This is a genomic window from Microbacterium sp. Mcb102, assembly GCF_024519805.1.
GTDB lineage: Bacteria > Actinomycetota > Actinomycetes > Actinomycetales > Microbacteriaceae > Microbacterium.
Genome location: NZ_JALJRG010000001.1, coordinates 46,192 through 59,129, shown reverse-complemented (window position 1 = coordinate 59,129; position 12,938 = coordinate 46,192). Strand labels below are relative to the sequence as shown.

Sequence of the window (12,938 nt, the reverse complement as noted above, 5' to 3'; positions counted from 1 at the left end):
AACGACATGAGGCCGGGCATCCGCAGGGGTGCCCGGCCTCATCGTCTCCGCGGCGTCTCAGTCCGTGATCTCGCGGTCGTGGGCGTGCCTGGCGAGCGAGCTGCCGTAGCGCTCGGTGAGCTGCACCATCAGGTCGGGGGTGTCTCGGTCGACGCCGAACACGTGACCGGGGAAGTCGAGCTCGGGCTGCGCAGCGGCGATCTCCTGATCCCGGTCGGGTGAGAGCAGCTGCACCGGGTCGCCGACGGCCACCCACCCGATCGGGACCACCGTGCCCTCGGGCAGCACGGCGCGGCGGTGCACGATCGCGTTGACCCGCACCTCGCAGCGGGCCCCCACGAGAGCACCGTTGAAGACGCGGGCGCCGGAGGCGAAGAAGACCTCCTCACCCACCGTCGCCCCGGCGATGCTCGCCAGCGTTCCGATCAGCGTGTGCGCGCCGACATGGACCGCATTGGCCGCGGTGGCGCGGATCAGCGCGTTCTCCATCACGATCACGTTCTCGCCGAGGGTGATCGGGCCGCCCTCCGCCGTGATGACGGCGCCGTGCAGCACCTGGCAGCCCGGCCCCACCTCCACATCGCCGGAGACAACGGCGGTGGGGGCGATGACGGCGGTGTCATGGATGCGGGGGCGAGCCCCGAGGTGCTCGTACAACATGCGGCCAGACTAGTCCCGCCGCAGCCGCGAAAGCAGCCACCGCACGCTACTCGGCTTTGGCCGGTTCCGGGAAGATCGCGGTGAACAGCTGCTCGACCCATTCGAGAAGCTGTGCGTCGGGCAGCGGCTCGAGCCCCACGCCCACAGCGGCGGGAACCGTGGGCATCGGCACGACCAGCGCCTCTCCCCCGGCCACGAGCTTCGCCTTCGGATACAACCGCTGCAGCCGCACCTTGATCGAGTCCTCGAGCCGCGCCGGTGCGATGCGCAGGTTCGAGCCCATGACCACCACGTCGGTCAGCCCGGCGCGCGCAGCCCGACGACGCAGTCGCGAGATCGCCAGCAGTCCCTCGACCTCTTCCGGCGGCGTGCCGTAGCGGTCGACGAGCTCCTCGATCACGAGATCGATGGCCCCGTCCTTCGCTGTGGCCGCCGACGCCGCCGACAGCTTCTGGTACGCCTCGAGACGCAGCCGCTCGCTGTCGATGTAGTACTCGGGGATGCGGGCATCGAGGGGAAGCTCGAGCCGCAGCTCCTGCCCGGTCTCGACCTCGTCGCCGCGGAACGTCGCCACCGCCTCGCCGATCATCCGCAGATACAGGTCGAATCCGACGCCGGCGATGTGTCCGGCCTGCTCCGCACCGAGCATGTTGCCTGCGCCGCGGAGCTCGAGGTCCTTCAGCGCGACCTGCATGCCCGAGCCGAGCTCGTTGTTGACCGCGATCGTCTGCAGCCGATCGGCGGCGGTCTCGGAGAGCGGTTTCATCTCGTCGTAGAGGAAGTACGCGTACGCCCGCTCACGCCCTCGCCCGACCCGACCGCGGAGCTGGTGCAGCTGGCTGAGGCCGTACTTGTCGGCGCGGTCGATGATGATCGTGTTCGCGTTCGAGATGTCGAGGCCTGTCTCGATGATCGTGGTCGAGACGAGCACGTCGAACTTGCGCTCCCAGAAGTCGTCGACGACCTGCTCCAGTTGGTGCTCACCCAACTGCCCGTGGGCGACGGCGATGCGCGCTTCGGGCACGAGCTCCGCCAACTGCGCCGCGACGCGCTGAATCGACTGCACGCGGTTGTGCACGAAGAAGACCTGCCCCTCGCGCAGGATCTCGCGCCGGATGGCCGCGGCGATCTGCTTGTCGCTGCGGGGGCCGACGAACGACAGGATCGGATGCCTGTCCTCGGGCGGCGTCGCGAGCGTGGACATCTCGCGGATGCCCGTGACCGCCATCTCCAGCGTGCGCGGGATGGGGGTGGCGCTCATGGCGAGGATGTCGACGTTGGTCTTCAGCTTCTTCAGCGCGTCCTTGTGCTCGACGCCGAACCGCTGCTCCTCATCGATGATCATCAGGCCGAGATCCTTGAAGATGACCCCTTCCGTGAGGATGCGGTGGGTGCCGATGATCATGTCGACCGACCCCTCCAGCAGCCCCTGGAGCGTGAGCCGGACCTCCTTGTCGGTCTGGAAGCGCGACAGCGCGCGCACCTTGACCGGGAAACCGGCGAAGCGCTCGGTGAACGTCTCCATGTGCTGCTTCACCAGGAGCGTCGTCGGCACGAGCATCGCGACCTGCTTGCCGTCCTGGATCGCCTTGAACGCCGCGCGCACGGCGACCTCGGTCTTGCCGAAGCCGACGTCGCCGGAGAGCAGCCGGTCCATCGGGATCGGCCGCTCCATGTCGGCCTTGATCTCGTCGATCGTCTGCAACTGGTCCTGCGTCTCGGCGAACGGGAAGGCCTCTTCGAGTTCGCGCTGCCAAGGCGTGTCCGGGCCGAAGGCATGGCCCTTGGCGCTCATGCGCGCGGAGTACAGCTTCACGAGCTCGACGGCGATGTCGCGCACCGCCTTGCGGGCCTTGCCCTTGGCCTGCGACCAGTCGCTGCCGCCCATCTTCGACAGGGTCGGAGCCTCGCCGCCGACGTACTTCGAGAGGGAGTCGAGCTGATCCGTGGGCACATACAGCTTGTCGCCGGGGTAGCCGCGCTTGGAGGGGGCGTATTCGAGGATGAGGTAGTCGCGCACGGATTTGGTGGCGTTGCGTCCACCGGTGGACACCTCGCGCTGCGTCATCTCGACGAACCGTCCGATGCCGTGCGTGGCGTGCACCACGAAGTCGCCCTGCTTCAGCTGCAAGGGGTCGACGACGTTCTTGCGCCGCGAGGCGAGCCTCTTGACGACCCGCTGGTCGCCACCGATCGTGCGTCCGTAGAACTCGTTGTCGGTGAGGACGGCGAGCTTCGCCTCGGGCACCTGGAATCCGGCTTCGACGGACCCCATGACCAGGGTCGCGACACCGGCCTCGGGCGCATCCGTGAGACTCTCGACGACGCGGGCCGCGAGGCCGCGATCGGACAGCACATCGCGTGCACGGTCGACCAGGCCGCTTCCGGCTGCGATCACCACGACGCGCCAGCCGTCGGTGACCTTGGCCTCGACGAACGAGATCGCCCCGTCGACGTTGCCGTGGAACGACGGGATGATGGCGGCACCGAGGGTGGCGGCATCCGTGTCGGAAGCCGCATCGCCGTCGCCGACGCTGATGCCGAAGGGGCTCAGCTGCCACCAGACGCCACCCCGGTCGCGCACGACCTCGCGCAGTTCGGCGACCGTGAGGAAGTCGCCGGCCCCGAGGTCGATGGGCGCCGACGCACCAGAGGTGGCCGCGCTCCAGGCGGCATCGAGGAACTCGCGGTTGGTGTCACCCAGCGTGATCGCACGCGCGGTGGAGCGGTCGGGATCGACGACGGCCGTCGCCGCCCCCGCCGGCAGATACTCGGCCAGAGACTTCAGTGGTCCCGCGACCGCCGGCAGGAGCGATTCCATGCCCTCGACCGGGATACCCTCGGCCATCTTCTCGAGCATCCCCCGGATCGCCGGGAAGCCCTCGATCAGGGCGCGCGCGCGATCGCGGACATCGGCGGTCAGCAGCAGCTCGCGGCTGGGCGGAAGATCGACGCCGGGAACGTCGCCCGGGAGCGAGCGCTGATCGGCGACGGAGAAGGCGCGGATCTGGTCGATCTCGTCGCCGAAGAACTCGACGCGGAACGGGTGCTCCGAGACCGGAGGGAAGACGTCGAGGATGCCCCCGCGCACGGCGAACTCACCGCGACGCGACACCATGTCGACGCGGGAGTATGCCCGCTCCACGAGCTGCTCGACCACGCGGTCGAGCTCGTTGCCCCTGCTGCCGACGGAGAGTTCGAGCGGCGCGATCTCCCCGAGGTTGCCCGCGATCGGCTGCAGCGCCGCGCGCACGGAGGCGACGATCACGAGCGGGTGGTCACCGGACCACTCCGCGATGCGGCGCAGTGTCTGCAGGCGCTGGCCCACCGTGTCGACGCTGGGGCTCAGGCGCTCGTGCGGCAGCGTCTCCCAGGCCGGGAACGTCAGGATGTCGGCCGTGGGCAGGTAGGCATGCATCGCCAGCGCCAGGCTCTCGGCGCGGCGCCCGGTGGGGACGACCGCGAGGAGGGCGGGAGGATGCCCCGCCGCCGCGCGCTTGCCGAGCAGACCGGCGAGCGCCGGCGCATCGAGCCCGTCGACCAGACCGAGGTCGGCATCGGTGTGCGCCCACTGCAGAGCGTCACGGTACAGAGACGCCTCTTCCAAGGCGCGCAGAATCCCCGGAACAGTCACCGGACAAGACTAGTCGCGCCCGCCGACACTCCGGCCCGCCCGCTCGTTTCGAGGGGGCTCACCTCAATAGGCTGTCGGGATGGAATCCGTCGCCCTGTCCACCGAACGTCTCGTCCTGCATGCACCGACGGAGGCGGACATCGATGCGATCACGGAGGCGTGCCAGGATCCGGAGATCGCGCGCTGGACGACGGTTCCGAGCCCGTACAACCGCGAGGATGCCGAGCACTTCGTGCGTCTCGTCGCGGGGTCGTGGGCCGACGGCTCGGAGGCCGTCTGGGGCATGTACGCCGGCGACGAGCTCGTGGGCATGATCGGTCTGCACGGCATCGCCACCCACGTCACGGGTGGGGCCGCCGAGCTCGGGTACTGGGTGACCCCGGCCGCTCGGGGCAAGGGTCATCTCGCGGAAGCGGCACGCGCCGTGATCGACTGGGGTTTCACCGAGCTCGGGCTCGTCCGCATCCGCTGGCAGGCCGTCGCCGGGAACGTCCCTTCGGCGCGGGCCGCCCGCGCGCTCGGCTTCCGCTATGAAGGCCTGCAGCGCCAGGCGCTCACGAGCCCGCGTGGCCGCGACGACGGCTGGATCGCCGGCCTGCTGCACGATGACGACCGCACGCCGGTGGACTGGCCGATCCTCTGAGGAGTGAGCCCACCGGGTGACAGTGTCGGCGGCCGATGACAGGATGAGGGCATGCCGGAGATGCCGGAAGTCCAGGGCCTGACCACGTTCCTCGCCGACCGCGCCGTGGGGCGCACGATCACCCGCGCCAGCGTCGCGGCGATCGCCGCGTTGAAGACCTACGATCCGCCGATCACCGCGTTGCAGGGCACCACGATCACGGCGGCCGCCCGGCTCGGCAAGTTCGTCGTGCTGTCCTGCGGCGACGAGCTGCACCTCGTGTTCCACCTCGCGAAGGCGGGGTGGCTGCGTTGGTACGAGACGCTGCCGACGACGCTCATCAAACCCGGCAAGTCGCCGATCGCTCTGCGCATCGCGCTCGACGACGACAGCGGTTTCGACCTGACCGAGGCCGGAACGAAGAAGTCGCTCGCCGTCTACGTCGTCCGCGACCCGCAGGAGGTGCCGGGCATCGAGCGGCTCGGGCCCGACCCGCTCGACTCCGCCTTCGACCGCGACGCCTTCGCCGCGCTGCTGGAGGACCGGCGGATGCAGATCAAGGGGCTGCTGCGCGACCAGGCGGTGATCGCGGGGATCGGCAACGCCTACTCCGACGAGATCCTGCACGCCGCCCGGATGTCGCCGTACGCGATCGCCGGGAAGCTCGACGATGCCGAGATCGACCGCCTGTTCGACGCGATGCGCGAGACGCTGACCGAAGCGGTCGCCGAGGCATCGGGCAAGCCGCCCGCCGACCTCAAGGATGCCAAGCGCCGCGGGATGCAGGTGCATGCGCGTCGCGGCGAGACGTGCCCCGTCTGCGGCGACACCGTCCGCAGCGTGTTCTTCGCCGACCGCTCGCTCGAGTACTGCCCCACCTGCCAGACCGGCGGCAAGGTGCTCGCCGACCGCCGTCTCTCTCGACTGCTGAAGTGATCGCGGCCCTGCCGGTCCATGTCTTGGAATGAAATGCGCGCAGGTGCGTTGAGTACACTCAGAGCAACAACGTGCTCCGGGGTCGGTGGGAATCCGAACCGGCGGTGACAGTCCGCGAGCGTCTCGAGAGATCGGGATGCCGATCCGGTGGAATTCCGGGACCGACGGTGATGCGAGGGAGACCTCGCTAGTCCGGAAGGGAGGCAGCACGAGACGCATGCGTGCGTCCGTTCCGCCATCCTTGTCTGACCCCGGAGCCTCAGAGGAGGACGACGGATGGCAGTGAACGCGGCAGAGCGCAGCGCGATGGATCGCGCGCTCCAGCTCGCCACGCGCGGACCCCGTGGGGCGAACCCGCAGGTCGGCGCGGTCATCCTCTCCCCCGATGGCACGGTCCTCGCCGAGGGCTGGCATCACGGAGCAGGCACCCCGCACGCCGAGGTCGACGCGCTGTCGAAGCTCGCACCGGGCGATGCCCGCGGCGCCACCGCCGTCGTGACGCTCGAGCCCTGCAACCACACCGGCCGCACCGGGCCCTGCGCCGTCGCGCTCATCGAGGCAGGTGTCGCGCGGGTCGTGTACGCCCTCGACGATCCCGGCGCCGAATCGGGAGGCGGAGCGGACCGCCTGCGCGCCGCCGGCGTCGACGTCGAATCGGGTGAGCAGGCAGACGCCGCGCACGCGCTCATCGAGGGCTGGCTCATGGCGCAGCGGTTGGGACGCCCGCACATCACGGTCAAATGGGCGCAGAGCCTCGACGGCCGCGCTGCCGCTGCCGACGGCTCGAGCCAGTGGATCACCGGGCCTGCCGCGCGCGCCGACGTGCACCACCGACGCGCGGACGCCGACGCGATCGTCGTGGGCACCGGCACCGTGCTCGCCGACGACCCGGCGCTCACCGCCCGCGACGGCGACGATCTGCTGCCGCACCAGCCCGTCCCGGTCGTCATCGGTTCGCGCCCGACGCCGACGGACGCCGCCGTGCACCGTCATCCGCACTCCCCGCTCTTCTACGACACCCGAGATCTGCGCACGGTGACCGCCGATCTGCACGCGCGCGGCATCCAGAGCGTCTTCGTCGAGGGCGGGCCGACCCTGGCCAGCGCCTTCATCGAGGCGGGCCTGGCCGACCGGGTGCTCGCCTACATCGCGCCGGTGCTGCTCGGCGGCGACAAGCTCGCTCTCGGCGACATCGGCGTGGCGTCGATCGACCATGCGCGCCGCCTCACGATCGACGAGTGGGTCCCGCTCGGACGCGACCTGCTCGCCGTCGCACGCCCCGCAGCACCGACAGACCCTCAGAACGAAGGAGCCGCCTGATGTTCACCGGAATCATCGAGGAGATGGGCGAGATCACCGCGATCGCGCCCGCGGGAGACGGCTGGCGCCTGACCGTGCGGGCCCCGCGCGCTGCAGCGGATGCCGTGCACGGCGAGTCCATCGCCGTCTCGGGTGTGTGCCTCACGGTCGTCGGCTCGACTGCCGACACCTTCGACACCGACGTGATGAAGCAGACGCTCGACGTCGCCGCGATCGGATCGGCGACGGTCGGTACCCGCGTCAACATCGAGAAGGCCATGCCGGTCGGTGCACGACTGGGCGGACACATCGTGCAGGGTCATGTCGACGGAGTCGGCGACGTGCTCGAGGTGCGACCCGGTGCCCAGTGGAGCGTCCTGCGCATCAGCCTGCCGTCCGACCTCGCCCCGCTCGTGGTCGACAAGGGATCCATCTCCGTCGACGGAACGTCACTGACCGTGAGCGCCGTCAGCGAGCCCGCCGACCCCTCCCCGTGGTTCGAGGTCTCACTGATCCCGGAGACCCTCGCCGCGACCACCCTCGGCAGCCGCGCCGTCGGCGACCGTGTGAACCTCGAGACCGACATCCTCGCCCGTCACGTCGAGCGCCTGCTCGCGTTCCGCGCCGCACCGGAAGGAGGCTCGCGATGAGCCTTTCCACCATCGCCGAGGCCCTGGACGCGCTGCGCGCCGGGCGTCCCGTGCTCGTCGCCGACGACGAGAATCGCGAGAACGAGGGCGACGTGATCCTGTCGGCCGAGCTGGCCACGCCCGAGTGGGTGGCCTGGACGGTGCGCTGGTCGTCCGGCTTCATCTGCGCCCCCATGCCGACCGACCTCGCCGACCACCTGAACCTGCCGCCCATGGTGGCCGCTAGCGAAGACGCCCGCTCCACCGCCTACACCGTGAGTGTGGACGCGGCCGACGGCGTCACCACCGGCATCAGCGCCCACGACCGCGCGCACACGCTGAACGTGCTGGCGAATCCGGGTTCGACGGCGACCAGCATCATCCGTCCGGGCCATGTCCTGCCGCTGCGCGCCGTCGACGGTGGCGTGCGCGAGCGCAGTGGTCACACCGAAGCCGCCGTCGAGCTGATGAAACTCGCGGGCCTGCGTCCGGTCGGCGCGATCGCCGAGGTGGTCGCGGAAGACGGCAGCATGATGCGCCTGCCCGGCCTGATCGAACTGGGTGCTCGCGACGGTGTGCCGGTCATCACGATCGAGCAGCTCATCGCGCACCTCAACGAGATCGACCCCGAAGGCGCCACGCCCTCGGCGCATCGCGGGCGCCGAGTGAGCCTGCGTGCCGACGCCACGGTGCCGACGACCCACGGGACCTTCCGATTCCTCGCCTACAAGGACCGCGTCACCGGGACCGATCACATCGCCGTCGTCTCGGGAGAACTCGGCGAGACGGCTCTCGTCCGCGTGCATTCGGAATGCCTGACCGGCGAGGCGTTCGGCTCGCTGAAGTGCGAGTGCGGCCCGCAGCTGGATTCGGCGCTCGATGCGATCGAGAAGCAGGGCGGCGTCGTCATCTACATGCGCGGTCACGAGGGACGCGGCATCGGCCTCATCAACAAGCTGCGGGCATACAGCCTGCAGGAGGAGGGCCTCGACACGGTCGACGCGAACCTCGCCCTCGGCCTGCCCGCCGACGCGCGCGACTATGCCGCAGCAGCGGGCATCCTCGCCGATCTCGGCGTATCGAAGGTGCGGCTGCTGACGAACAACACCGACAAGGTGGAGCAGCTGCGCGAACTGGGACTCGACGTCATCGAACAGGTCCCCCTGATCGTGGGCGTCGGACCGAACAACCACCAGTACCTGGAGACCAAGCGTGACCGGATGGGTCACATCATCGGCGAAGCGGAACTCGCAGAGGCGCTCGCCCACGGGAAGGACGAGAAATGAGCGGCGCAGGAGCACCCGAGACGGGCGACATCGATGGACGCGGTCTGAACGTCGTGATCGTCGCCGGCACCTGGCATGAGACGATCTCGAACGGCCTGATCGCCGGCGCGGAACGCGTGCTGAACGAGGCCCAGGCCACACACCGCCTCGTGCGGGTGCCCGGCTCGTTCGAGCTCGCCCTGGCCGCGCAGGCCGCCTTCGCCGGCGGCGCCGACGCAGTCGTCGCACTCGGCGTCATCATCCGCGGCGGCACTCCGCACTTCGAGTACGTGTCGGCGGCGACCACCGACGGCCTCACCCGCGTCGCGCTCGACGCCGGCAAGCCGGTCGGGTTCGGCGTGCTGACCCTCGACGACGAGCAGCAGGGGCTCGACCGCGCGGGCCTGGAAGGCTCCAAGGAGGACAAGGGCGCCGAGGCGGCGGACGCGGCACTGCGCACCGCCCTCGTCGTCCGGGAACTGCGCGGCTGAGGCGGGCCCCACCGCGCAGGTCAGCCTGGCCTTGCTAGCGCAGACCGCCCCGCACCTCCTACGGTGAGGGCATGGAGACTCTGCGCCACATCGTGCTGTTCGTCCACCTCATCGGCTTCGCCGTGCTCTTCGGAGCGTGGGCGGTCCAGGCGTTCGGCGGCAAGCGCGAGTTCACGCGTCTGATGAACATCGGCATGGCGATCGCCGCGGTCGCCGGGCTCGCCCTCGCCGCCCCCTGGGGAATCTCGTACGAGCTCAACTACGTCAAGATCGGCGTCAAGCTCGTGATCCTGCTCGTCATCGGCGCGCTGCTCGGAATCGGCCTGGGCCGTCAGCGCCGCGGAGCAGCCATCCCGCCGGCGGTGTTCTGGCTCGTCGGCATCCTCACCGCTGCCAACGCCGCCATCGCCGCGATCTGGCGCTGAGCGCGAGCGCTCAGCGTTTCCGCGGCGCCGCCGTGCTCTCGCGCACGACGAGCTCGGTGCTCACGAGCGGCGTCTGCTGACGTCCGGTGCCGTCGAGCTCGGCGAGCAACGCATCCACCGCGAGGGCCCCGACCTGTTCCGGATGCTGCTGCACCGTGGTCAGTGGCGGCCACAGCTGCGCGGCATCCGGCAATCCGTCGAAGCCGACGAGGCTCACATCGCCCGGCACATCGCGTCCGGCCTCCCGGAACGCGCGGAGCACGCCGATCGCCATCTGGTCGTTCGCGACGAACACCGCGGTGACGCCGTCCATCTCGCGGAGCCGGATCCCCGCCGCATACCCCGAGGCGGCCGACCAGTCGCCCTGCAACGGTTCCGGCACCGGGCGTCGGTGCTTCTCGAGCGTCTCCCGCCAGGCATCGCGACGCCGTTCCGCGGAGTACGAGCGCGCGGGACCGGTGACGTGCCACACCGTGTCGTGTCCGAGTTCGAGCAGATGCTCGGTCGCCAGCCGCGCACCCTGCGCCTGGTCGGTGTCGACGAACGGCAGCGTCTCGCCGCGGTTGGAGTCGACGAACACCACGGGCAGGGCATCGGGGATCTCGATATCGGCCTCGTCGAGCTGGTGTGCCTCGATCACGATGATGATCCCGTCGACCGCGTGCTCCTCCAGGCGCCGGAACGCACCGGCCACGGTCTCGCCGGCACTCGACTCCACGGGGATGAGGGTGAGCGCATAGCCGAACTGGGCGGCGCGCACCGCGATCGCGTCGAGCGTGCGCTGGTTGCCGTAGGAGCTGAACGAGAACATCACGACGCCGATCGTGCGGAATCGCCCTGACCGCAACGCGCGGGCTGCACTGTTGGGGCGGTAGCCGAGGCTCTGCATCGCGGCTTCGACTCGCTCGCGAGTGGCGGCACCGACGTATCCCCTGGCGTTCACGACGCGGGAGACCGTCTGTCCGGAGACGCCGGCCTCGCGGGCGACGTCTTCCATCGAAGGCTCACGACGACGCGCCGACGTCTCTGTCGGATGCTCTGGGGTCACGATCACCCATCCCCTCATATGTTGACGTTGACACACTAGCAGCGGATCGCATATGTTGACGTTGACACACGGCGCACGGTGCGCCGGAACCGTAAGAAGGAATCGTCGATGACGACTGAAACCCCCGCAGCCCTGGGCGCCTCCGGCCTCCGGCGCCGCGACAAGCGCGACTGGAAGGGCTGGGCCTTCGTCGGCCCGTTCATGGTCGTCTTCGCCCTGGTGTTCCTGACACCGCTCGCCTACGCGCTGTACCTGAGCTTCTTCCAGGAGAAGCTCATCGGTGGCAACGCCTTCGTCGGCCTGGACAACTACGTCCGCGCGCTCACCGACCCGCAGTTCTGGGAGGCGTTCGGCCGCGTGCTGATCTTCCTCGTCGTGCAGGTGCCGATCATGCTGGTCCTCGCCCTCGGCGCCGCCCTCGCCATCGACAGCGCACGTCTGCGCGGAGCATCGTTCTTCCGCATCCTGATCTTCCTTCCCTACGCCGTGCCCGCCGTCGTCGCGGTGCTGATGTGGGGCTACATCTACGGCGACCAGTTCGGACTCACGAGCAACATCAACGACTTCCTCGGAGTCGATGCGATCACGCCGTTCGCCAAGGAGTGGATGCTGGTCTCGATCGGCAACATCGTCACGTGGGAGTTCGTCGGCTACAACATGCTGATCTTCTACTCGTCACTCAAGACCATCCCGACCGACATGTACGAGGCCGCCTCCCTCGACGGAGCGGGGGCATGGCGCACGATCTTCTCGATCAAGATCCCCTCCGTGCGCGGCGCGCTCGTGATCGCGACGATCTTCTCGATCATCGGCAGCTTCCAGCTCTTCAACGAGCCGAACATCCTGCGGCCCCTGGCTCCGAACGTGATCACCACGTTCTTCACGCCGAACATGTACGCCTACAACCTGTCGTTCGCCGGACAGCAGTTCAACTACGCCGCCACGATCGCCATCATCATGGGCATCATCACCGCGGTCATCGCCTACGTCGTGCAGCTGCGCGGCTCGAAGTCGGAGGTGCGCTGACATGGCACTCCCCCTCGCCCGCCCCTCTCGCCGACGTCACGATCCGCTGAACCCGCGCAAGTCCAACACGCTGCTGATCGTCATGATCGTCTACGCGCTGTACACGCTCGTGCCCCTGGTCTGGCTGCTGTTCAGCTCGACGAAGACGCAGGCAGGACTCTTCAGCTCCTTCGGGCTCTGGTTCTCGGACGACTTCGCGTTCTTCGACAACCTCGTCGCCACGTTCTCCTACCGCGACGGCATCTTCCTGCGCTGGCTCGGCAACACGCTCCTGTACGTCGTGGTCGGCGCGGGCGGCGCGACTCTGCTCGCCACACTGGCCGGCTACGGCCTCGCGAAGTTCCGCTTCCCGGGTCGGCGCGCGGTCTTTGCCGTCGTCCTCGGAGCAGTCGCCGTTCCCGGTACGGCACTCGCCGTCCCGACGTTCCTGCTGTTCAGCGAGCTGGGCCTGACCAACACCCCCTGGGCCGTGATCATCCCGTCTCTCATCAGCCCCTTCGGGCTGTACCTGATCTGGGTCTTCGCCTCCGAGTCCGTGCCGACCGAGCTGCTGGAGGCCGCGCGCATCGACGGCGCCGGAGAGTTCCGCACGTTCTTCACGATCTCGATGCGCCTGCTCGCGCCGGGCATCGTGACGGTCGCGCTGTTCACGGTCGTGGCGACCTGGAACAACTACTTCCTCCCGCTGATCATGCTGTCGGATCCCGCCTGGTATCCGCTCACGGTCGGTCTGAACCAGTGGAGCGCCCAGGCCATCGGCGCCGGCTCCCAGCCGATCTACAACCTCGTGATCATGGGCTCTCTGCTCACGATCATCCCGATCGTCATCGCCTTCCTGCTGCTGCAGCGCTTCTGGCAGTCAGGTCTCACCGCGGGAAGCGTCAAGCAGTAGCCCCGCACTCC

The 12,938-nt window shown here is 69.2% G+C and carries 12 protein-coding genes; 9 read left to right on the top strand and 3 right to left on the bottom strand.

Annotated features, from left to right (window positions below):
* Nucleotides 1–57: 57 nt before the first annotated feature.
* Nucleotides 58–660: a gamma carbonic anhydrase family protein gene (locus tag OC372_RS00265; protein WP_105709528.1), complete on the bottom strand. Its 603-nt coding sequence runs from the start codon at nt 658–660 to the stop codon at nt 58–60.
* 46 nt (nt 661–706) lie between these two features.
* Complete coding sequence (mfd, locus tag OC372_RS00260) at nt 707–4,294, bottom strand: transcription-repair coupling factor (RefSeq protein ID WP_262000590.1); 3,588 nt, start codon at nt 4,292–4,294, stop codon at nt 707–709.
* Between the two features lie 79 nt (nt 4,295–4,373).
* On the opposite strand from mfd, the gene OC372_RS00255 reads away from it, so the two are divergent.
* From OC372_RS00255 to OC372_RS00225, 7 genes are all read left to right on the top strand, one after another.
* On the top strand, nt 4,374–4,937 hold the full coding sequence (locus OC372_RS00255; RefSeq protein WP_029263002.1) for a GNAT family N-acetyltransferase: 564 nt from the start codon (nt 4,374–4,376) through the stop codon (nt 4,935–4,937).
* Between the two features lie 51 nt (nt 4,938–4,988).
* A complete protein-coding gene (locus tag OC372_RS00250; protein WP_029263003.1) occupies nt 4,989–5,852 on the top strand; it encodes an Fpg/Nei family DNA glycosylase in 864 nt (287 codons plus the stop codon).
* 276 nt (nt 5,853–6,128) lie between these two features.
* Nucleotides 6,129–7,172 (top strand): bifunctional diaminohydroxyphosphoribosylaminopyrimidine deaminase/5-amino-6-(5-phosphoribosylamino)uracil reductase RibD, encoded by a 1,044-nt coding sequence (gene ribD / locus OC372_RS00245; protein ID WP_262000589.1) that lies wholly within the window; start codon nt 6,129–6,131, stop codon nt 7,170–7,172.
* The gene (locus OC372_RS00240) at nt 7,172–7,801 is read left to right on the top strand and encodes a riboflavin synthase (RefSeq protein WP_029263005.1); all 630 of its coding nucleotides are present in this window, start codon (nt 7,172–7,174) and stop codon (nt 7,799–7,801) included. The genes ribD and OC372_RS00240 overlap by 1 nt, the downstream gene beginning before the upstream one ends.
* Nucleotides 7,798–9,066: a GTP cyclohydrolase II gene (gene ribA / locus OC372_RS00235; protein ID WP_262000588.1), complete on the top strand. Its 1,269-nt coding sequence runs from the start codon at nt 7,798–7,800 to the stop codon at nt 9,064–9,066. The genes OC372_RS00240 and ribA overlap by 4 nt, the downstream gene beginning before the upstream one ends.
* Nucleotides 9,063–9,536: a 6,7-dimethyl-8-ribityllumazine synthase gene (gene ribH / locus OC372_RS00230; protein WP_262000587.1), complete on the top strand. Its 474-nt coding sequence runs from the start codon at nt 9,063–9,065 to the stop codon at nt 9,534–9,536. The genes ribA and ribH overlap by 4 nt, the downstream gene beginning before the upstream one ends.
* A 71-nt stretch (nt 9,537–9,607) precedes the next feature.
* A complete protein-coding gene (locus tag OC372_RS00225; RefSeq protein ID WP_029263008.1) occupies nt 9,608–9,961 on the top strand; it encodes a hypothetical protein in 354 nt (117 codons plus the stop codon).
* Nucleotides 9,962–9,971: 10 nt separating this feature from the next.
* Here the strand turns inward: OC372_RS00225 and OC372_RS00220 are convergent, their stop codons facing one another.
* Entirely contained in the window at nt 9,972–10,958 is a 987-nt protein-coding gene (locus OC372_RS00220; RefSeq protein WP_410054850.1) for a LacI family DNA-binding transcriptional regulator, read from the bottom strand.
* Between the two features lie 159 nt (nt 10,959–11,117).
* Between OC372_RS00220 and OC372_RS00215 the strand changes: the two genes are divergently transcribed.
* Both OC372_RS00215 and OC372_RS00210 read left to right on the top strand, forming a co-directional pair.
* On the top strand, nt 11,118–12,035 hold the full coding sequence (locus OC372_RS00215) for a carbohydrate ABC transporter permease (RefSeq protein ID WP_105709521.1): 918 nt from the start codon (nt 11,118–11,120) through the stop codon (nt 12,033–12,035).
* A 1-nt stretch (nt 12,036) separates the two neighbouring features.
* Nucleotides 12,037–12,927, top strand: a complete 891-nt coding sequence (locus OC372_RS00210) for a carbohydrate ABC transporter permease (RefSeq protein ID WP_051662277.1) — start codon at nt 12,037–12,039, stop codon at nt 12,925–12,927.
* Nucleotides 12,928–12,938 lie beyond the last annotated feature (11 nt).